This is a genomic window from Oleiphilus sp. HI0079, from assembly GCF_001635105.1.
Map to the genome: position 1 here is coordinate 1 of NZ_LWFT01000528.1, position 20682 is coordinate 20682.

Below are 20682 nucleotides of genomic sequence, written 5' to 3' on the forward strand. Positions count from 1 at the left end.
ATATTATTAACGAACCCAATTTTTGTGAATAAGTCTTTTTCTTAGAATAAAATTAACAACTTAGGGAAATAGTAAGTACACGCTTAACCTTGTAGACAGTGTATGTATAGTGCGAGGTATAGTTTTGTGGATAGTTTTCATGGTCACTATTCAATGTTTTATCCATAAGTTAAAACACAAGTTAGTAACCCCTTACTGTGGATAAGTTTTTAAACTATTTTTGCTCGTATTTTTGTGCACAATGGTGTTTATAAGTACGTATATTACTGAAAATATTGAATAAAATTATGCACAGCCTGTGAATCGATTGGAATTGATGGGCTAGAAAGTAACGATTGAACACGTTAAACTGCACATCCTCTTGGAAAAAAGAAGCAATTGACGAATTTCAACGGTTTTGCTTTAAACAACATCACGTTGATGTGGTCTTCTTGTTTTCGAGTACTCAAATTCCTGGTCGTTTAGATAGCGTGCTTTGTTCAAAGTGCCCGATGTTATTTAAGTAGATTGACGAGGTTTTATATCGAACGTAATAACTAATATGGTTAGCGAATGCTTGAATCAGTTTGGGATAATTGCCTGGCTCGTTTAGAACAGGAGGAGTCCGCGCAAAAATTCAATATGTGGTTGAAACCATTACAAGCAGCGATCGTCGATGATGTTTTCTCCCTATTTGCGCCAAACCGTTTTGTCCTCGATTTTGTTAACGATCATTATCGCAAACGTATTGGTGATTTGGTGGTAGAACTCTCTGGTAAATCCTTACCGGTCAGGGTCTCAATAGGGCATGCGCCTAAAGCAAGTTCTACAGATAACGCATCACAAGGTTCGGTAATCGAAGCTGATAGACACGCAATTAAGAATTCACGAATTAGTCAGATATCCGATGTAAGCCAATCGCGAACCACCTCTGAGCGGACGAGTTCCTCTTTTAAAGAGAACAACCGGGCGCTGCATGTAAGTAAAGATGCCTCTTCGTCGGACAATAAAGAAACTGGCGTTGTAGAGCATAAAAGTGCACTAAATGACAAATTTACGTTCGATACCTTCGTCGAAGGTAAATCTAACCAGTTGGCGAGGGCGGCGGCGGTACAAGTTGCAGATAAGCCTGGAGCATCGTATAACCCGTTGTTTTTATATGGCGACGTTGGTCTAGGTAAAACGCACTTGATGCATGCGGTTGGCAATGAGATCAAAGCACGTAATCCAAAAGCGAGGATCGTGTACTTACATTCAGAACGTTTTGTAGCGGATATGGTTAAGGCATTACAGCGAAACGATATTGCCAAGTTTAAGAAGTACTACCGTTCTGTAGATGTGCTTTTGATAGACGATATTCAATTCTTTGCTGGAAAAGAGAGATCTCAGGAAGAGTTTTTTCATACGTTTAACGCTTTGCTTGAGGGCGGTCAGCAAATGATCCTCACTTGCGACCGCTACCCAAAAGAAATTGAAAATATGGAAGAACGTCTGACATCCCGTTTTGGTTGGGGGTTGTCAATGAAATTGGAACCACCCGAGTTAGAGACGCGCGTTGCTATTTTGATGCGTAAAGCAGAACAAGATAACGTATTGCTTAGTGAAGAATCGGCTTTTTTTATCGCAAACAGAATTCGGTCTAATGTTCGGGAATTAGAGGGTGCTTTGAAATTAGTGGCAGCGAACGCTAATTTCAGTGGTCAGGATATCACTCCTGCATTTTCTCAAGAGTGTTTAAAGGATTTATTGTTAGTACATGATCGTCAGGTCAGCGTAAACAACATTCAAAAGACGGTGGCTGAGTATTATAAGATCAAGGTCGCGGATTTACTGTCAAGAAGAAGAACTCGTTCAATAGCTAGGCCAAGACAGGTAGCAATGACATTGTCTAAGGAGCTGACAAATCATAGTCTACCTGAGATTGGTGATGCATTTGGTGGACGTGATCATACGACGGTATTGCATGCTTGCCGTAAAATAGCAGAACTCAAAGAGAGCGATGCTAATATTCGGGAAGAATACACAAATTTTATTAGAAAACTAACTATGTAATGTAAGGCAAGCATTGATGAAATTTTCGATTAGCAGAGATGATATTTTAAGCCCTTTACAGGTTATCTCCGGAGTGGTTGAGCGAAAGCAGACCATGCCTGTACTGTCGAATATTCTTGTTGTAGCGGAGCAGGGCGTTGTTTCGTTAACTGGTACGAATATGGAAGTGGAGCTGGTATGTAAGCTTCCAGAAGCAAGTATTGTTAGCGAGGGCCGCACTACTATTCCCGCACGCAAACTCTCTGATATTTGTAGATCTTTACCAGCAGATGCGGTTGTTGAACTAAGTTTAGAGGGTGATAAGGCGCACCTGCATGCTGGTAAAAGTCATTTTACCTTGGCGACGTTACCTGCTGATCAATTTCCGAATACAGACGAAAATGAGCAAGATATAGAAGTTCGATTTAGCGAGGGCGCTTTTAAGTCCATGCTTGAGTCGACTGCTTTCGCGATGGCTCAACAAGATGTCCGCTATTATCTAAACGGGATGCTTTTAGAGATTGGAAATCAATACGTTAAAACTGTCGCAACAGATGGTCACCGTCTAGCTTTATCGAGTGTCGACACTGATCAAGTCTTAGCCGATAAACTACAAGTTATCGTCCCTCGCAAAGGGGTACAGGAATTTAGTCGGTTACTTTCCGATAGCGATGATGAAGTCGCTATTTTGATTGGCGATAATCATATTCAGTCTGAAATAGGTAACTATCGTTTTACTTCTAAGCTTATTGATGGAAAGTTTCCTGAGTATGAGCGAGTAATTCCGCAGGGCGGTGACAAAGTTATCGTAGCAGAACGTGAATCACTTAAAGCGATGTTTACACGTGCAAGTATTTTGTCTCATGAAAATATCCGTGGTATTCAGTTGCAATTGTCACCCGGCCAAGTCCAAGTGTTTGCAAATAACCCGGAACATGAGCAGGCCGAAGATAGCTTAGATATTATTTATGACGGACAAGAGCTACAAATAGCGTTTAACGTGGGCTATCTAATTGACGTGCTTAGCACAATCAAAACAGATAGCGTTAAGATGACATTATCTAACGCAAGTTCGTCGGCCTTGATTGAGTCTGGTGATGAAGACGGATGTTTGTACGTCGTCATGCCAATGCGTCTTTAACGCGGATGAGGAAGAATAAATGGGATTAGTACTTAATTCATTGAAAGGAGCCTTGCGCCTTACTCAAACAGCTCGTGTACTTAGTACAAACGGAGCGAAATGGGTTTTGGGCGACCGCCCGGCTAATCCTGTTTTGTTGAGACGAGTGTTTGAAGAACTTGGTGCAACTTATATAAAGCTTGGACAGTTTGTCGCTAGTTCGCCGACGTTTTTCCCAAAGGATTATGTCGATGAATTTCAACACTGCCTTGATCAAACATCGCCCTTTCCATTTTCTGTCGTAGAGAGAATCATTCGATCTGAGTTGGGTTGTGATCCTAAAGAGGTATATAGCTTTATTGATCCCACGCCCTTAGCTTCAGCGTCAATAGCGCAAGTTCATTCAGCAAGACTAATTAGTGGCGAAGACGTTGTTATAAAGGTACAGAAACCAGGCGTTGAGAATGTTCTATTAACGGATTTGAATTTTCTTTACGCAATGGCTCGTTTGCTGGAAAAAGTAGCACCCAAGATTTCATGGACGTCTATTTCTGGCGTTGTCGATGAAATTCAAAAGACAATGATGGAAGAATGCGATTTCATCAAAGAAGCGAATAATTTAGAGATCTTTCGCGCTTTCCTTGATGAGTCTGGTAATGACGATGTTGTCGTGCCGAAAGTATATAAGCAGGCAAGTACGCGTCGAATTTTAACGATGGAACGATTTTACGGTGCATCGTTGACAGACTTAGATAGCATTAGAAAGTATTGTGATGATCCAGAGCGCACCCTTATTACGGCCATGAATACTTGGTTTGCTAGTCTGACACAGTGCGAGTTTTTCCATGCGGATGTACATGCCGGAAATTTGTTGGTACTCGACAACGGCAAGATAGGTTTTATCGATTTTGGCATTGTTGGTCGTATTCAGTCCGGCACTTGGGAAGCTGTATCTGATTTTATTTCTTCAATTATGATTGGTAACTTCGATGGAATGGCTGATGCAATGATTCGTATCGGGGTGACCGATAAGGATATTGATCCGTCACTGTTATCTAAGGATCTTCAAGGTGTGTTTAATAAGATGGACGTGATGGTTCCTGACTATGCGTTGTTGGGTGATCCTAGCAGTGAAGAAGATGATGTGAATAATCTACTGTTAGAGATGGTCCGGATAGGCGAAGAGAATGGTCTTCACTTTCCTAGAGAATTTGCGTTATTGCTTAAACAATTTTTGTACTTTGATCGATATGTCCATATTCTCGCGCCTGAATTGGACATGTTTGTTGATTCTCGATTGAGCATGTTGCACTGATCGAAATCATTGCTTTTTGAGAGCGCACACTCTTTCGGGTGTTGCGCTCTTTTTCTATGTAGATCTCCTAATAGTTTATTATGAATTCTTCTAATACCGAGTGTTGTTAACCGACGATGTTGCAAGAGCTTTTTATATCAGGATTTAGGAATTTAGATGTCCAAACATTGCAGCTCGATGCTAATTTCGTGGTGCTACTCGGTAGCAATGCTTCCGGAAAAACGAGCTTTCTAGAAAGCATCTATACCTTGCTGAATGGAAAATCTTTTCGTACTAGCAAGACGAAGAATATTATTTCTAATATTGGGTCGTATGAAGAGTTTGTCCTACGCGGAGTGATTTGTGGCGTTGGCAGGGCGGGGAATGGTCGCCGTGTTATTGCCTTAAAAAAATCGATAAGCGATCGCTATGTAGCGAAAATCGATGGTGAGCATGCGGCAAGTATTGCGGAGATCGCTTGGGTGTTGCCGACTCAGATTGTCGAGCCAAGAAGTTTTAACTTATTAGAAGGTGGTGCTAGTTCCCGTAGAAGGTTATTCGATTGGTTAGTGTTCCACGTGGAACATTCTTTTGGCGACGTTTGGAAACGATACACTGGTGTTTTAAAGCAGAGAGCAGCGCTGTTGAAGCAAAGTCGGCCTGACGAGCAGCTAATTGCAGTTTGGGATCAGCAGTTGGCGGAGCTCGGCGAGCGTATTCATTGTCTCAGAGCGCCGATTATAGAGCGGGTGATTGAGACCTTTTGGTTAAGGGCATCTCGTTTATTTGGGGAAGAGGTACTGGAACGTCTTCAGGTAAGCTATTCACGGGGTTGGTCCAACAGTGAATCTCTTTTTGATTCTCTTATCGCTAGTCGCGGCAAGGATATTAAAAGACGCACCACGCACTATGGTGCTCATCGGGCAGACTTGAAGTTCAGTTACGATGGTCTTCCTGTCCAAGAAGGTTTGTCGAGGGGGCAGCAAAAACTGTTAGTGTTGGCGCTGCATCTGGCTCAGATTGAAGTGTTGTATGGTGCCACAGACAAAGCTTGTATGTTGCTTTTGGATGATCTCGCGTCAGAGTTAGACGAAGCGAATTTGGAAGTTTTGCTTGGTCAATTGCAAGGGCTTGAGACATGTGTAATTGCCACCGGGCTCGATCATTCATTGTATGAGCGCTTGATTTCCAAGCTAGATTTATCACACAAAACAAGAATGTTTCACGTGGAACATGGTAAGATAACGCCGCTAATACATTAACTATAAAGACTTAGATATCTCAGGAAACACAATGAGTGATACCCCTAATTCGTACGACTCCTCAAGCATTAAAGTCCTCAAAGGTCTAGACGCTGTTAGGAAAAGACCAGGCATGTACATCGGTGATACTGACGATGGGACAGGCTTACACCACATGGTCTTTGAAGTTGTAGATAACTCGATTGATGAGGCTTTGGCCGGATACTGTTCCGAGATCAAGATTGTAATTCATGAAGATGAATCTATCACGGTTTCTGATGATGGCCGCGGCATTCCAACAGACATCCATGAAGAAGAAGGGATTTCTGCCGCCGAAGTAATTATGACCGTTCTCCACGCTGGCGGTAAGTTCGATGACAATACTTATAAAGTTTCAGGTGGCCTGCATGGTGTAGGTGTATCGGTTGTTAACGCGTTGTCTAGTCTTCTAAAGCTAACGATTAGAAGAAACGGAGAAGTACACGAACAGGTATATCACGATGGTGTTCCTCAAGAGCGTTTGAAAGTTGTCGGTACAACCGAGAGCAGCGGTACACAAGTACATTTTAAACCTTCGCCACAGACGTTCACTAACATTAAGTTTCACTATGATCTTCTTGCTAAGCGAATTCGAGAGTTAGCGTTTCTTAACTCAGGGGTCTGTATTGTTCTTCATGATGAGCGCTCTGGTAAAGAAGAGCGATTTGAATATGAAGGTGGTTTAAAGGCATTTGTCGAATATTTGAATACAAATAAGTCGACGATCAACCAAGTTTTCTATTTCTCTACACAGCGTGAAGATGGAGTAGGAGTCGAGGTCGCACTCCAGTGGAATGATGGATTCCAAGAAAATATCTATTGTTTTACAAACAATATCCCACAGCGCGATGGTGGTACTCACTTAGCTGGGTTTAGAGCGTCACTTACTCGTTCGCTCAATCAGTACATTGATCGCGAAGGACTTGGGAAAAACGCAAAAGTTGCAACTTCCGGAGATGACGCTCGAGAAGGACTGACGGCCGTGATCTCGGTAAAAGTACCAGATCCTAAATTTTCTTCTCAAACGAAAGATAAGCTTGTTTCATCTGAAGTTAAGTCTGCTGTAGAGCAGGAGATGAACTCGTCGTTTGGTGAATATCTGATGGAGGCCCCACAAGAAGCTAAATTGATCGTGGGTAAAATGATCGAAGCTGCTCGAGCTCGAGAGGCGGCGAGAAAGGCACGTGAGATGACCCGCCGAAAGGGTGCTCTAGATATTGCGGGATTACCTGGAAAACTAGCCGATTGCCAGGAAAAAGATCCTGCCTTGTCCGAACTTTACATAGTGGAGGGTGATTCTGCAGGAGGTTCAGCGAAGCAAGGACGTGATCGAAAAACTCAAGCTATCCTTCCCCTCAAGGGTAAAATTCTCAATGTGGAAAAAGCTCGGTTCGACAAAATGCTTTCTTCTGCAGAGGTAGGAACGCTGATTACGGCTCTTGGTTGTGGGATCGGACGTGAAGAATATAATATTGAAAAACTCAGATACCACAGCATCATTATTATGACGGATGCTGATGTTGACGGTTCGCACATTCGTACATTGTTGCTGACTTTCTTCTTCAGACAGATGCGTGAAATTATAGAGCGGGGATATGTTTTTATCGCTATGCCTCCTCTATATAAAGTCAAAAAGGGTAAGCAAGAGCAATATTTGAAAGATGAAAAATCGCTTGAAGCGTACCTAACGCAATCGGCTTTAGATGACACTAAGCTATTTGTTAATGAGAGTGCTCCTGCTCTTACTGGAGAAGCATTAGAAACATTGGTAAATAGTTATCGGTTGGCGAAAGACACCATAGGCAAGTTATCACGCAGTTATCCTGAGAAAGCATTGAACGCGCTTTTAAAAGTACGTCGCTTAGATGCTGCATCTTTGAAAGATCAGTCTCAGGTTGAAGAGTGGGTTAGCGCGTTTTCCGAACATCTTGGTTTGGACAAGGCGACCGGAACTAATTACATGGCAAGCGTGTTTGAAGATAAAGAGCACAGCGTTTTCCTGCCTAAGATCGATGTATACGTGCACGGTATTTCTACCAGTTATATTCTTAAGACAGAGTTTATTGAAGGCGGTTCGTATGCTGCCATCTCTAAAACATCTGAGGCTTTACTAGGCTTGCTTGAAGAGTCAGCGTATGTGCAAAAGGGTGAGAAGAAAATACCCGTTTCTGATTTCGGTCAAATGCTCGATTTACTGATGAAAGAAGCACAGCGTGGACTAGCGATTCAGCGTTATAAAGGCTTGGGGGAGATGAATCCTGATCAGTTATGGGAAACGACAATGGATCCGGAGACTCGCCGTATGATGAAGGTGACGATTGAGGATGCTGTCGCGGCAGACCTGATTTTCACAACCTTAATGGGTGATGAAGTGGAACCACGTAGAGATTTCATTCAGTCAAACGCGCTTGAGGTTACTAACCTGGACGTCTAGCAAGACTGTTCCAAGTTTTATTAAAACCATGTTTTTGCTGATGCAACTACATGGTTTTTTTATATGAGGGAAAGGCAATGATCAAACTAGTGAGCATCTCTGACTTAGCAGATTGGCGGGAGGTAGACCGTGTCCAACGCCTTGCTTACTCTTCTGACTTAGTCGAGGATATTGAAGTACTCAAAGAAAAAGCGGATATCCTAGGACACTTCTGCTTCTTGATTCAGGATGAGCTTACGCACCACGTTCTTGGCTACGTACTCGCGCATCCTTACTCTAGGACGCAAATTCCACCCTTAAATTCAAAAAAACTATCCTCTATAAATAGCGAGGAAACGAACGTTTTCCTTCATGATATGGCGTTGAACCCATCTTGTTCTGGAAGAGGTCTTGGTAAGCTTACGGTCGAGCGTTTACTCTCAGAAGTGAAGTCGAAGGGGGCGAAGAGTATGACTTTAGTTGCAGTGCAGGCATCCAGCTCCTTTTGGAGTAAGGTTGCAGGCTTTGAAGTGGTGAACTCTGCAGACGAGGCTAGTTTGGCCAAGTACGGTAACGGCGCAAAAATGATGCGGGTAGAATTATAAAGCGCACCAAAATAACGCAGACGACGTTATTCTAGACCTTCCATATTCTCATCAAATTGCGAAATATCTAACAGATCGTCTTGATCATACAGACTAATTACCAAACCGCTCTTGTTTCCAGTCGGCTAATGTTGTTTTATAGTGCGTGTATAATAAAACGAACACTTGTGTATTAAATAACAATATTTTTGGCAGCCTATTTGCTTTACATTAGGCTTAAACCAAAACAAGCAGTAACCGTTTAGCCCGGAGCTAGTGAATGTCCCTCAGCGAACCAAACAAACTCTCGCAACCAAAAGTACAAGTACAATTAAAAAGCGTCACTAAGGAATTTGACGGCTTTAGAGCTGTAAACGATGTGAGCTTAGAGATATACCAGGGAGAGATATTTGCACTGCTAGGTGCTTCAGGCTGCGGTAAATCGACTCTTCTAAGAATGCTAGCCGGCTTTGAGAGTCTCACTAGCGGAGAGATACTGTTGGATGGCCAATCAATGGCCAGGATTCCCCCTTATCAAAGACCGATCAACATGATGTTTCAGTCATATGCTTTATTTCCGCATATGACCGTTGAACAGAACATCGCATTCGGTTTGAAGCACGATAAGTTGAGCAAACCCGCTATTAAGGCGAAGGTAGCAGAAGTACTGACCTTAGTTAGAATGAGTGAGTATGCGAACCGTAAGCCTCATCAGTTATCCGGTGGACAGCAACAACGCGTGGCGTTAGCGCGGAGTCTCGCTAAAGAACCAAAATTGTTACTCTTAGACGAGCCAATGGGCGCTCTTGATAAGAAGCTTCGTACGCAAATGCAGCTGGAAATCGTCGACATACTTGAGTCTGTTGAAGTGACATGTGTGATGGTTACACACGACCAGGAAGAAGCCATGACCATGGCATCGCGTGTCGGGATTATGGACCAAGGTGTGATTCGTCAAGTTGGTGCGCCGTTTGATGTGTATGAAAACCCCAATAGCCGGATGACAGCGGAGTTTATCGGTTCGGTTAATATCTTTGAAGGTAAGATGTCGAAGGATGAACCTGATCATGCGGAGCTGACTTGTTCCCAGCTCGAAGTTCCGATTCGGGCAGCTCATGGTGTCGTTGGGAATATCGGTATGGACATGGCTTTTGCACTAAGGCCTGAAAAAGTAAGTATCTCGAGAAACAAGCCAGATCAATCATGTAACTACGCTCGGGGAGTGATCAAAGATATAGCCTATCTTGGAAGTCATTCGATCTATCATGTCGATATCGGTGGCGGGAAAATTGTACTTGTCTCTATGGCGAACAGTGATCGCTGGGGTGGGGCGGAAGAACCTCGACTTACGTGGGAAGACGATGTTTATGTAAGTTGGGCAGAAACAAGCGGGGTCGTGTTAACCTCATGAGTTCCTTAGTCAGCACACTTCTTAAACCAACGAGAAAGCTAGGGAAGAAGCTGGTTGTTTTTTTACCTTATTCTTGGCTCTTGTTGTTTTTTCTTGTGCCATTTCTCATTGTTCTACAGATTTCCTTCAGTGAGTCACAAATTGCACAGCCTCCTTATACGCCGTTAACGAGCTTTGTTGACGATGTGTATACGATCAGCCTGAATCTATTTAATTACATAGACTTATATGAGTACGATCTTTACCTAAGCGGCTATATCAGCTCGGTTAAGATCGCTTTTGTTTCGACATTGCTCTGTCTTTTAATTGGCTACCCGATTGCCTATGCGATCGCTAAACTGCCGCCACATTCGAGAAATCTAGCACTGATGCTCGTGATCATGCCGTCATGGACGTCATTTTTGATTCGTATCTATGCTTGGATTGGTATTCTTAAGACCAATGGATTGCTCAACAATGCTTTAATGGGGGTCGGAATCATTGATGAACCCTTGGCGATCCTACATACGCCGATAGCCGTTTATATTGGTATCGTCTATGCCTATCTTCCATTTATGGTACTGCCCATATACACCAACTTAGTTAAGCATGATGGGCGTTTACTTGAAGCAGCGGCCGATCTCGGTGCTACTCCAGTAGGTTCTTTTTTCAAAATAACGTTGCCCCTTTCGATTTCGGGAATTATTGCAGGCTCGATGTTGGTATTTATTCCGTCCGTAGGGGAGTTTGTTATACCTGAGTTGTTAGGTGGTCCCGATACGCTCATGATTGGTAAGTTATTGTGGAGCGAGTTCTTCAATGCCCGCAATTGGCCGGGAGCTGCGGCCGTAGCGGTAATTATGCTCGTATTACTGATTATTCCCATAACGATCTTCCAGCGGTATCAGGCAAAAGATTTTGAGGAGAAAGCCAGTGAGCACGAATAAAACAAATACGCTTTCCTGGGCAATCCTTTTTGGCGGATTTCTATTCCTCTATTTGCCTATCTTTATTTTGATTGTCTACTCGTTTAATGAGTCGCGCTTGGTCACGGTTTGGGCTGGATTCTCTACCAAGTGGTATGGCGAACTGTTTGAAGACGAGCAAATGATGAATGCTGTCTGGATGAGTTTAAAAATTGCTTTTCTGAGCGCTAGCGCGGCTGTGGCACTAGGCACGTTGGCCGCAATAGCGCTGGTTCGATCAGGCGCATTCAAGGGAAAGACCTTATTTACCGGTATGATTACCGCTCCCTTGGTTATGCCCGAGGTGATCACCGGCTTGTCGTTGTTATTGTTGTTTGTGACATTGTCCCAGATGATTGGCTGGCCTTCCGAACGGGGAGCGATGACGATTTGGATTGCACACACAACGTTTAACATGGCTTATGTGGCTGTTGTTGTATCCGCTCGGCTAAGAGAGCTGGACCAACGTCTTGAGGAAGCTGCAATGGATCTTGGCGCGAACAAGTTACAGGTGTTCATATATATCACTTTGCCAATAGTCGCTCCGGCTTTGTTGGCAGGTTGGTTACTCGCTTTTACATTATCACTTGATGATTTGGTCATTGCGAGTTTTGTATCCGGCCCAGGTTCTACTACATTACCAATGGTTGTATTCTCAAGCGTCAGACTTGGAGTGAGCCCTAAGATCAATGCGCTAGCAACGTTGCTAGTGCTTGCGGTATCCGTCGCAGCATTTATTGCTTGGTGGATTATGCGAAGAAATGAATTGCAACGACAAAAGGAGATTCAATCTGCTTACAGTAAGTAGATTAATCAAAGACTTAAGGCATAAAAAACTAAGGCTTAATGGATTATGTGCGGGCTAGTGGAAAACAGACCGCACCTCAAGAAAACCAATAATTGGTGTAATCGAGGAGAACTTATGAAAACGATAAAAAATATTGTACTTGCTAGTACATGTGCGATGGCTTCTGCTGGCGTGTTAGCGGACAAAACCCTTAATGTGTACAACTGGTCTGATTACATTGCTGAAGATACATTAGCGAATTTTGAAGCTGAAACAGGCATCAAGGTTACTTATGATGTTTTCGATAGTAATGACGTTCTAGAGGCTAAGTTGCTTTCTGGTAAAACGGGTTACGATGTAGTTGTTCCTTCCGCTACGTTTATGGCACGACAGATTCAGGCGGGCGTATTTCAAGAATTGGATATGTCAAAACTGCCAAATCACAAGAATCTTGATGCGGCCATGATGGAAAAACTCTCTGCACTAGATCCAAATAACGCGCATTCTGTTCCTTATTTATGGGGTACCACCGGTATTGGTATCAACGTAGGCAAAGTTGCAGAGCGTTTAGGCGAAGACATGCCCACTGATACTTGGGACTTGGTCTTCAAGCCTGAATTAGCGGCAAAGTTAGCCGATTGTGGTATTACTATCTTAGATGCTTGGGATGAACTTGTACCCACGGCACTGAACTACCTAGGCGAAGATCCAAAGTCGACGGATACTAAACTGCTGAATGGTAAGGTAAAAGACCTTCTGGACGGCGTTCGCCCTCACGTTCGTTATTTCCATTCTTCACAGTACATCAATGACTTGGCCAATGGCGATGTTTGTCTCTCAGTTGGCTGGTCGGGTGATATCTTACAAGCCGTTGACCGTGCAGCAGAAGCAGAGAATGGCGTAGAAGTCGCTTATATCATTCCTAAAGAAGGAGCTGGTCTTTGGTTCGACATGCTCGCGATTCCAAAAGATGCAGCAAATTCGGACAATGCACATGCGTTTCTTGATTTCTTGATGCGTAAAGATGTGATTGCCGGTGTTTCGAACTATGTCTGGTACCCGAATGCAGTGCCATCTTCAAAGGAGTTAATTGATGAAGAGATCACATCGGATCCGGCTATTTATCCAACGCCTGAAGTAGAGAAGAACTTGTTTACGTTCCCAGTCTACGGTCCTAAATTTGATCGTGCCGGTTCACGTATGTGGACTGCTTTGAAAAGCGGCAAGTAATAGGATCTTGTAGCAGAGATAGCTACAATAAAAAAACCGGCTTTAAGCCGGTTTTTTTAGGTTTGAGTTTTTTATCGCAGCTTTTCGAGCATCACGTAATACCACATTCCAATTGCCAAGAACTGGTTACCAAGCCATTCCGCACCGGGAACGCGTATGTGCGGACACTCAGCAAAAATATCAAACTCCCTTAGCTCACCATCAAGCGCATTGGCCATAATCTCGCTGATAATGTGTGAGCTTGCAATACCATGACCAGAATACCCTTGGGCATAAAATACGTTTGCTGAAAGTTGGCCAAGCTGAGGAATGCGGTTTATGACAATCCCCATCATGCCACTCCATTGGTAGTCAATTTGAATCCCTTTTAACTTAGGAAATGTCCGCTCAATCGCCGGGCGCAATTCTGCCTCTATATCGCGGGTGGGCTTGCCACTGTAATTAGCGCCACCACCAAAAAGAAGACGTTTGTCGGCGGTCAGGCGATAGTAATCGAGCACGAAACGACAATCGTAGACAGCAAGATCCTTCGGGTTGATTACATTGGCCAACTCTTCGCCTAATGGCGCAGTGGCTACCAACCCGCCAGCGCAAGGAAAAATTTTGCCACCCATTTTTGAGCGTTCGAGCTTATGATAGGCGTTACCCGCGAGCATAACTTTCTTCGCTGTCACTTTACCAAACTCAGTAATCACGGCCGGAGTGACACCGTGCTCGATGTCCGTTACTTTTGAATCTTCGAAGATTCTCACCCCTAAAGAGCTTGCTGCTTCCGCTTCCCCCAGGCATAGATTCGCTGAATGCAGGTGCATATTGCGCTTGTTATAAATAGCACCGTGATAGATGTCAGTATCGAGGTAATCTGGTATCTCTTCGCGCTTGAGTAAACATACGTCATCACCCATTCCACGACGAACGGCTTCGTTGAAGCTAGCCTCTAGCTCCGGCATATGGCTCGGTTTATAAGCAGTATGAAGGTGCCCAAACTTCAGATCGCATTCGATTCCATACTTGGCAATTCGGTTTTTGATAATGTCATGCCCGCGCCACCGCAAGTTCCAAACAAAATCTTCCGCTTCTGTTCCAATGGTTTTCCGCATGTTTTTAACCATTGCCGCATCGCCGGATAAGCTTCCTGTTACTTGACCGCCATTTCTTCCGGTGGCGCCCCAAGCAATTTTGTTCGCTTCAATCACAACAACCGAATAGCCTTTCTCTGCCAGTTCAATTGCCGTATTCACTCCAGTAAAGCCGCCACCAATGATGGCAACGTCGGCTGTAACGTCGCCTTCTAATTTCGGGTAATCACTCTCTTTATTGAGGGTTGCTGTGTAATAGGCAGCGCAGCGATTTTCAGCCATGTTTATCACCAATGTAAAAAATATTAAACGACTAGATTATTATATAACACACCCCTGGGCCTAGAAAGCAAAAACGGCCCAGAGGGCCGTTTTCTCGCGGGTGAGGACTCGTGGTTAAGAGATCGCTTCCGCTGGATCAACCAAGTCGTATCCAAGTGCGTCGCATACTGGGCGGTTAGTCACTTGGCCTTTGTGGACATTCAGACCCGCGAGTAGATGTTTGTCACCCTTTAACGCGGCAAGACCCTGATTCGCAAGCTTGATTGCATAAGGTAGGGTCGCGTTGGTCAGCGCAAACGTCGAGGTACGAGCTACACCGCCCGGCATATTGGCAACACAGTAGTGGACGACGCCATCAATCTCGTAGGTGGGCGCTGCGTGTGTTGTTGCTTTCGATGTTTCAAAACAGCCGCCTTGATCAATCGCAACGTCTACAAGCACAGCTCCATCTTTCATTTCTGAGAGCATTGCTTTTGTAACCAGCTTCGGTGCCGCTGCACCGGGGATAAGTACTGCGCCAATGATGAGATCAGCGCTTATTACTTCAGAATGAATGGCTTCTGACGTGCTGTATAAGGTCTTAATATTGGGGCCAAACATATCGTCGATTTGTTTCAAACGGTCTAAGTTGCGATCAAGAATCGTCACGTCAGCACCCATACCTGCAGCCATTCTAGCAGCATTCAGCCCAACCACACCTCCACCAATAACGCTTACTTTTGCAGGAGATACACCTGGAACACCACCAAGCAACATGCCATTGCCGCCTTGCGCTTTTTCTAGACTGTGCGCACCAGCTTGAATCGCCATACGGCCAGCAACTTCACTCATCGGAGCGAGAAGCGGCAGAGTACCTTTATCGTCAGTAATTGTTTCATAGGCAATGGCGCTAACGCCTGATGCAAGAAGTAACTCTGTTTGAGTTGGGTCTGGAGCTAGATGAAGATAGGTAAAGAGTAGTTGGCCTTCACATAACATTTTACACTCGTTCGGCTGAGGCTCTTTTACCTTAATGATCATCTCTGCACGTTCAAAAATCTCGGGGGCGTCTGATACGATTTCAGCACCAGCGTCCACATATAACTCGTCACTGATACCAATTCCTTCACCGGCATTTGCTTGAATCATCACTTTATGGCCATGTTCTGAGAGCTCTCTTACTCCTGCAGGTGTTAAACCAACTCGATACTCATGATTCTTAATTTCTTTAGGTACACCGATAAGCATTGTTACGTCTCCAAAAGGGTGATTTCAACGAAGAAATAATAGGAAAAAAAGCTCAGAATTATTTATGTATTTTGCCGATATTTTTGTTATTAAGCAGAATAATCTACTGAATACTGGTTATAATTAAGCAAATATTGCTGTTATTGTTGGGGCATACCATAAAGTGGAAGAACGTAAAGAACTCAGTAAGATCGACCTGCACATACTGGACGAACTACAAAAAGACGGGCGTATTAGTTACGCAGAATTGGCGCGTCGAGTGGGTCTGACGACGAGCCCTTGTATGGAACGTGTTAAGCGTTTAGAGAAAGAGGGGATTATCAAAGGCTATACCGCTTTGCTTGATCCGGAATACTTGCATAGCAATCTGATCGTTTTCGTTCAGATTCGGCTAGTACGTATGTCGCACGACATCTTTGAAGAGTTTAAAGAGGCCGCAATCGCCTTGGACGAAGTGCAAGAGTGCTTTTTGATATCCGGTAACTTTGATTATCTGATAAAGGCGAGGGTGGCCAATATGGACCATTATCGAAAATTTCTTGGAGACACGCTTTTGTCTTTACCGGGAGTGCAAGAGTCCACCACTCTTGTGGTGATGGAGCAAGTAAAAGACACCACGTACTTAAAACTTCGCCGAAACTAGCTTTAGACTCTATCAGGTTGATCTGCAGCCAGTAGACAAAGCATATTCGTGGCAATGGTCGCACCGGCAAGGGCGGTCATTTCTGCGTGATCATAAGGCGGAGCGACTTCGACAACGTCGCAACCAATGATGTTGAGCCCCGTAAGCCCTTTGATAAGCTGGATAGCCTGATAGGTATTGAAGCCGCCACAGACAGGCGTTCCGGTACCTGGTGCGCAGCTCGGATCTAGAAAATCCACATCAAAGGTAATGTAACAGGGGTTGTTCCCTACACGATTGTGAACCTGCTCGATACACGCTTCAATACCGCGACTGTGTAGCCAATCTGCATCAAGAACTAAGTAGCCATGCGTATCTTTGTTGACGGTGCGCATACCAATCTGTACCGATCGCTCGGGCGCGGTAATCCCTTGCTTAGCGGCATGATAAAACATTGTTCCGTGATCAATTCGCCCGTCATCATCGGTCCAGGTGTCGCTATGCGCATCAAAATGAATAAGAGAGATTGGCCCATGCTTTTTAGCGAGCGCTTTAATAACCGGATAAGTAACAAAGTGGTCTCCACCGATTGATAATGGTGTTACACCTGCATCAACAATTCGGTCGTAATAGGCTTCTATCTCACTTGGAACTTTATCTGGATAACCGGGATCAAATACGCAGTCTCCATAATCAATGACATTGAGTCGATCAAAAGGGTCAAAAGTCCACGGCCACGGCGACGCCCATGCTAGATTTGTCGATGCAGCTCGCACAGACCTTGGTCCGAGTCGCGCACCTGGCCGGTTTGAGGTCGCTAGGTCGTAGGGAATACCGACTACTGCGACATCAACGCCCTCTAGAACTTTCGAATAATTACGGCGTAAGAAGCTGGTCGCACCAGAATACATGGGTTCAACTTGAGTGCCGTAAGGCCCCTTGCGTGTAAACGCCAGGTCGCCGTGGCTATATTGATCAAAATCTTCAGACATGTCTGCCTCGTCGCCTTATTTACTGATTGGTATTCGTTTTATACGGTCGAAAGCAAGAATTCGCGTTCCCAAGAACTGATAACGCGTTTAAAACCTTCGTATTCTGCTCGACGAGTGCCAATGTAGCCATCTACAAAATCCGCTCCGAGTATCTCGCGAATCTCGTCACAAGCGCCCATCTCGTCGCACGCTGATTCAAGGTTAAATGGTATCTCTTGGCCAGCTTCTTCGCCATGGCGAGCGGTCACAGGCTTTCGAGGCGTCATGGCATTGACCATTCCCAGGTAGCCACAGGCTAGGTTGGCAGCGAGCGCAAGATATGGATTGGTGTCCGCTCCCGGGAGTCGGTTTTCAATGCGTCGAGCTTGCGGCGAAGATTCTGGAACACGAAGTCCCACTGTTCGGTTCTCAACACCCCATTCCAAGTTAACAGGCGCGTTACCGTCGGCGCCGGGCAGGTAGCGGCGATAACTATTAACATTTGGTGCAAAGATAGGCATCGCTTTTGGGATGTAAGTTTGAAGGCCAGCAACAAAGCTATGGAACAGACTAGAAGCGCTGCCATCTTCATCCGAGAAGATATTGTTGCCATTTTTATCGATCACAGAACAGTGAATGTGCATTGCACTGCCGGGTTCGTTTTCAATCGGTTTAGCCATGAACGTCGCACCGATCTTGTGTTTTAGTGCTGCCTCACGCACGGTACGTTTGAAGATAAATACTTGGTCTGCAAGCTTCAAAGCATTGCCATGGCGGAAGTTGAATTCTAGCTGAGCCGGCCCCTCTTCGTGGATGAGGGTATCGATATCGAGGTTCATCTCTTCACACCAGTCGTAGATATCTTCGATGATTGGGTCGAATTCGTTTGCCGCATCGATACTGAAGGACTGGCGTCCGCTTTCGGGTAAACCGGAGCGACCGATTGGTGGATCTAATGGTAAATCTGGGTCGGTGCAGCGTTTCGTTAGGTAAAACTCGACTTCGGGAGCAACGATTGGCTCCCAACCTTTCGCCTCATAAAGTGCAAGAACTCGCTTTAATACTGTCCTCGCTGACAGGCTGACTTCGTTACCCATTTTATCGAAGCAATCATGAATGATTTGCGCGGATGGCTCGAGCGCCCACGGAACCATGAACATGGCTCCTTCATCTGGTTTGAGAATCATGTCGATGTCGCAATCGTCAAGCAGCCGATAGTAGAGATCATCGTCTGGATAATCACCCGTTGCTGTTTGCAACATGACCGATTCGGGCAGCCGAATCCCTTTCTCTGCTATAAACTTCTCCGTCGGCATGATTTTTCCACGCGCTATTCCTGTATGGTCGCTTGTAATACATTCGACTTCAGTGACTTGTCGCTCTTTCAACCATTTTTGGATGTTTTTCATGATTTGGCTCTTTTGACTAATTTCGTTCTTATTCCACAACAGGCTTGATTTGCGTCAGAAAGCTGTGGAATAAGACGTTGATGTTTGACTTATGCTACATAAGCATAAAATATTTCGAACGAAAAGCCTATACTTCCGTTGGAGAGTTGTTCAATATATTTTATACTATGTTCAATACTAACTACACTTTATGAATCGAGAATTGCTGGACGCACGGCAAACTAGTTAAAGATAGGATAGCAAATGAGTGAAGCTTTAACAGAAGTTGAACAGTTTCTAGAGCAGAACCCCCAGGTTGAAACGATCGAATTGTTAGTTGCTGATCTGGATGGCGTATTGCGCGGTAAACGGGTCGAGCGATCATTACTGCGGAAAGTGTATGAGTCTGGTTTTTGCTTGCCTCAATCTGTGCTGGCGCTTGATGCGACAGGCGCCACAGTGGACGAAACCGGGCTTGGTATCGAAACCGGAGATTCTGATCGAATCTGTAAGCCCGTGCCCGGCACTTTGCAACTCGCGCCGTGGCATGACAGTGGCGATAGGGCTCAAGCTTTGTGCGAAATGTACGAGAGTAACGCGCAGCCGCTAGAAATCTTTCCTCGTCATATTCTGAAAAAAGCGGTCGATCAGTTACACCGTCTTGGTTACAAGGCGGGTGTCGCACTGGAGTTAGAGTTTTACTTGATAGATCGTGAGCGTAAAGAGGATGGTTCATTACAGGCACCTATCTCTCCTGTCTCAGGACAACGCATGACATCTACGCAGGTCTATTCTATGCAGGATCTGGATAATTATGACTTCTTTATCCGAGACGTATTAGAAATGGCTCGTGCTCAGAATATCCCAGCTGATGCTGTGATCGCTGAATACGCGCCTGGTCAGTTCGAAGTTAACCTAGATTATACCCAAGACATTATGAAGGCTGTTGATGATGCAGTATTGTTGAAGCGTGTTATCAATGCTGTCGCCAGTAAGCATGGTATTGAGGCGACCTTCATGGCGAAGCCGTACATTGATGAAGCCGGCAATGGGCTACATATTCATCTAAGTTTGTTAGATGAGGTGGGCAATAATCTGTTTGGTGAAGGTGAGCCAACCGACAATAAACTGTTAGGACATGCGATTGCTGGTTTGCTCGATATGGCGGATGGTGTTCAAGCTTTATACTGCCCGACCATCAACAGCTATCGCCGTCTTGCGCCAGATTCGTTTGCACCGACTCAACTTACATGGGGTATTGATAACCGTTCGGTCGCGATGCGCGTTCCTGCTGGAGGAGCGAGTTCTCGTCGTATAGAGAATCGGATGCCCGGCGCAGACGCAAATCCATATTTAGCAACGACGGCATTAATTGCTGGAATTCTGGAAGGTATTGAGAACAAGATGAGTCCGCCTGCTAGGACGGTAGGCAATGGTTATGAAACCGATGCCCCACGTGTTCCGGATAATCAGCGAGATTCATTGCGCGCGATGGCCAATGACGAACGTGTTGCGAAATGGTTCGGTAAGCGCTTTGTTGAGGTCTATCAGGAAGTGAAGTGGCGAAATGTCTATCTTTTTGAGCAGCAAATAACGCCGATGGAATATGCGCTTATTCTACCCAATGTCTAGGAACTTAAACTTAAGCCTTTGATAATGTGAAAAGCCGATGCAGACAGCATCGGCTTTTTTGTAAGCGCTTCGCTGTATTTTATATTCCCATTTTGTCGCGCAGGCCGTAGTAAAACGCGCCGATTGCCGTATAGGGCACTCTAAACATTTGTCCGCCAGGAAAAGGCATGTGTCTGAGTGACGCAAATGCATCAAACCGTTCAGCCTGACCTTTCACGACTTCACCAATTAGCTTACCGGCTAGGTGGGTGGTTGTTACGCCATGCCCACTGTAACCTTGTGCATAGTAAATCGAGTTATTAATGCGGCCAAACTGGGGGAGGCGGTTCATCGTTAATAAGAAGTCTCCACCCCAAGAATAATCTAGCTTGATATCAGTGAGCGTCGGGAACACGCGTTCAATATGTG

General features: G+C 44.9%; 17 protein-coding genes. 12 read left to right on the forward strand and 5 right to left on the reverse strand.

Annotated features, from left to right (window positions below):
* Window positions 1–552 precede the first annotated feature (552 nt).
* The 10 genes from dnaA (at window position 553) to A3750_RS07725 (ending at window position 13073) form a co-directional block, all read left to right on the forward strand.
* Complete coding sequence (dnaA, locus tag A3750_RS07680; RefSeq protein ID WP_068458797.1) at window positions 553–2031, forward strand: chromosomal replication initiator protein DnaA; 1479 nt, start codon at window positions 553–555, stop codon at window positions 2029–2031.
* 16 nt (window positions 2032–2047) lie between these two features.
* Window positions 2048–3151 (forward strand): DNA polymerase III subunit beta, encoded by a 1104-nt coding sequence (gene dnaN, locus A3750_RS07685; protein ID WP_068458798.1) that lies wholly within the window; start codon window positions 2048–2050, stop codon window positions 3149–3151.
* Window positions 3152–3170: 19 nt separating this feature from the next.
* Window positions 3171–4445 carry an AarF/ABC1/UbiB kinase family protein gene (locus tag A3750_RS07690; RefSeq protein WP_068458799.1) on the forward strand — a complete coding sequence of 425 codons (1275 nt, stop codon included), beginning with the start codon at window positions 3171–3173 and terminating at the stop codon, window positions 4443–4445.
* A gap of 116 nt (window positions 4446–4561) precedes the next feature.
* Entirely contained in the window at window positions 4562–5686 is a 1125-nt protein-coding gene (gene recF, locus A3750_RS07695; RefSeq protein ID WP_068465976.1) for a DNA replication/repair protein RecF, read from the forward strand.
* A 31-nt stretch (window positions 5687–5717) separates the two neighbouring features.
* Window positions 5718–8138, forward strand: coding sequence for a DNA topoisomerase (ATP-hydrolyzing) subunit B (gyrB, locus tag A3750_RS07700; protein WP_068457935.1), 2421 nt, complete (start codon window positions 5718–5720; stop codon window positions 8136–8138).
* 77 nt (window positions 8139–8215) lie between these two features.
* Window positions 8216–8722: a GNAT family N-acetyltransferase gene (locus A3750_RS07705; RefSeq protein ID WP_068544184.1), complete on the forward strand. Its 507-nt coding sequence runs from the start codon at window positions 8216–8218 to the stop codon at window positions 8720–8722.
* Between the two features lie 259 nt (window positions 8723–8981).
* Window positions 8982–10112: an ABC transporter ATP-binding protein gene (locus A3750_RS07710; protein ID WP_068457930.1), complete on the forward strand. Its 1131-nt coding sequence runs from the start codon at window positions 8982–8984 to the stop codon at window positions 10110–10112.
* Window positions 10109–11038 carry an ABC transporter permease subunit gene (locus A3750_RS07715; RefSeq protein ID WP_068457928.1) on the forward strand — a complete coding sequence of 310 codons (930 nt, stop codon included), beginning with the start codon at window positions 10109–10111 and terminating at the stop codon, window positions 11036–11038. Before A3750_RS07710 ends, A3750_RS07715 begins: the two co-directional genes overlap by 4 nt.
* Window positions 11025–11864 carry an ABC transporter permease subunit gene (locus A3750_RS07720; RefSeq protein WP_068457926.1) on the forward strand — a complete coding sequence of 280 codons (840 nt, stop codon included), beginning with the start codon at window positions 11025–11027 and terminating at the stop codon, window positions 11862–11864. The genes A3750_RS07715 and A3750_RS07720 overlap by 14 nt, the downstream gene beginning before the upstream one ends.
* A 114-nt stretch (window positions 11865–11978) precedes the next feature.
* Window positions 11979–13073 carry a polyamine ABC transporter substrate-binding protein gene (locus tag A3750_RS07725; protein WP_068457924.1) on the forward strand — a complete coding sequence of 365 codons (1095 nt, stop codon included), beginning with the start codon at window positions 11979–11981 and terminating at the stop codon, window positions 13071–13073.
* Between the two features lie 71 nt (window positions 13074–13144).
* Here A3750_RS07725 and A3750_RS07730 read toward each other — a convergent pair whose 3' ends face one another.
* Both A3750_RS07730 and ald read right to left on the reverse strand, forming a co-directional pair.
* A complete protein-coding gene (locus A3750_RS07730; RefSeq protein ID WP_068457922.1) occupies window positions 13145–14434 on the reverse strand; it encodes an FAD-binding oxidoreductase in 1290 nt (429 codons plus the stop codon).
* A 114-nt stretch (window positions 14435–14548) separates the two neighbouring features.
* Window positions 14549–15661, reverse strand: a complete 1113-nt coding sequence (gene ald, locus A3750_RS07735; RefSeq protein ID WP_068457920.1) for an alanine dehydrogenase — start codon at window positions 15659–15661, stop codon at window positions 14549–14551.
* Window positions 15662–15803: 142 nt separating this feature from the next.
* Here ald and A3750_RS07740 point away from each other — a divergent pair, with 142 nt between their 5' ends.
* Entirely contained in the window at window positions 15804–16304 is a 501-nt protein-coding gene (locus A3750_RS07740) for an Lrp/AsnC ligand binding domain-containing protein (protein WP_369819930.1), read from the forward strand.
* A gap of 2 nt (window positions 16305–16306) precedes the next feature.
* On the opposite strand, the gene speB is transcribed toward A3750_RS07740, so the two are convergent.
* Both speB and A3750_RS07750 read right to left on the reverse strand, forming a co-directional pair.
* Entirely contained in the window at window positions 16307–17275 is a 969-nt protein-coding gene (speB, locus tag A3750_RS07745; protein ID WP_068465975.1) for an agmatinase, read from the reverse strand.
* A 38-nt stretch (window positions 17276–17313) separates the two neighbouring features.
* On the reverse strand, window positions 17314–18663 hold the full coding sequence (locus A3750_RS07750) for a glutamine synthetase family protein (protein WP_068455468.1): 1350 nt from the start codon (window positions 18661–18663) through the stop codon (window positions 17314–17316).
* A 243-nt stretch (window positions 18664–18906) separates the two neighbouring features.
* Between A3750_RS07750 and A3750_RS07755 the strand changes: the two genes are divergently transcribed.
* Window positions 18907–20274 (forward strand): glutamine synthetase family protein, encoded by a 1368-nt coding sequence (locus tag A3750_RS07755; protein ID WP_068455471.1) that lies wholly within the window; start codon window positions 18907–18909, stop codon window positions 20272–20274.
* Between the two features lie 79 nt (window positions 20275–20353).
* On the opposite strand, the gene A3750_RS07760 is transcribed toward A3750_RS07755, so the two are convergent.
* The coding region (locus A3750_RS07760; protein WP_156498481.1) for an FAD-dependent oxidoreductase at window positions 20354–20682 on the reverse strand (329 nt) is incomplete at its 5' end.

What these genes read in the sequence shown, in the direction of transcription:
- dnaA (WP_068458797.1), top strand. Translation starts at nt 553, where the DNA reads ATGCTTGAATCAGTTTGGGATAATTGCCTGGCTCGTTTAGAACAGGAG.
- dnaN (WP_068458798.1), top strand. Translation starts at nt 2,048, where the DNA reads ATGAAATTTTCGATTAGCAGAGATGATATTTTAAGCCCTTTACAGGTT.
- A3750_RS07690 (WP_068458799.1), top strand. Translation starts at nt 3,171, where the DNA reads ATGGGATTAGTACTTAATTCATTGAAAGGAGCCTTGCGCCTTACTCAA.
- recF (WP_068465976.1), top strand. Translation starts at nt 4,562, where the DNA reads ATGTTGCAAGAGCTTTTTATATCAGGATTTAGGAATTTAGATGTCCAA.
- gyrB (WP_068457935.1), top strand. Translation starts at nt 5,718, where the DNA reads ATGAGTGATACCCCTAATTCGTACGACTCCTCAAGCATTAAAGTCCTC.
- A3750_RS07705 (WP_068544184.1), top strand. Translation starts at nt 8,216, where the DNA reads ATGATCAAACTAGTGAGCATCTCTGACTTAGCAGATTGGCGGGAGGTA.
- A3750_RS07710 (WP_068457930.1), top strand. Translation starts at nt 8,982, where the DNA reads ATGTCCCTCAGCGAACCAAACAAACTCTCGCAACCAAAAGTACAAGTA.
- A3750_RS07715 (WP_068457928.1), top strand. Translation starts at nt 10,109, where the DNA reads ATGAGTTCCTTAGTCAGCACACTTCTTAAACCAACGAGAAAGCTAGGG.
- A3750_RS07725 (WP_068457924.1), top strand. Translation starts at nt 11,979, where the DNA reads ATGAAAACGATAAAAAATATTGTACTTGCTAGTACATGTGCGATGGCT.
- A3750_RS07730 (WP_068457922.1), bottom strand. Translation starts at nt 14,434, where the DNA reads ATGGCTGAAAATCGCTGCGCTGCCTATTACACAGCAACCCTCAATAAA.
- ald (WP_068457920.1), bottom strand. Translation starts at nt 15,661, where the DNA reads ATGCTTATCGGTGTACCTAAAGAAATTAAGAATCATGAGTATCGAGTT.
- speB (WP_068465975.1), bottom strand. Translation starts at nt 17,275, where the DNA reads ATGTCTGAAGATTTTGATCAATATAGCCACGGCGACCTGGCGTTTACA.
- A3750_RS07750 (WP_068455468.1), bottom strand. Translation starts at nt 18,663, where the DNA reads ATGAAAAACATCCAAAAATGGTTGAAAGAGCGACAAGTCACTGAAGTC.
- A3750_RS07755 (WP_068455471.1), top strand. Translation starts at nt 18,907, where the DNA reads ATGAGTGAAGCTTTAACAGAAGTTGAACAGTTTCTAGAGCAGAACCCC.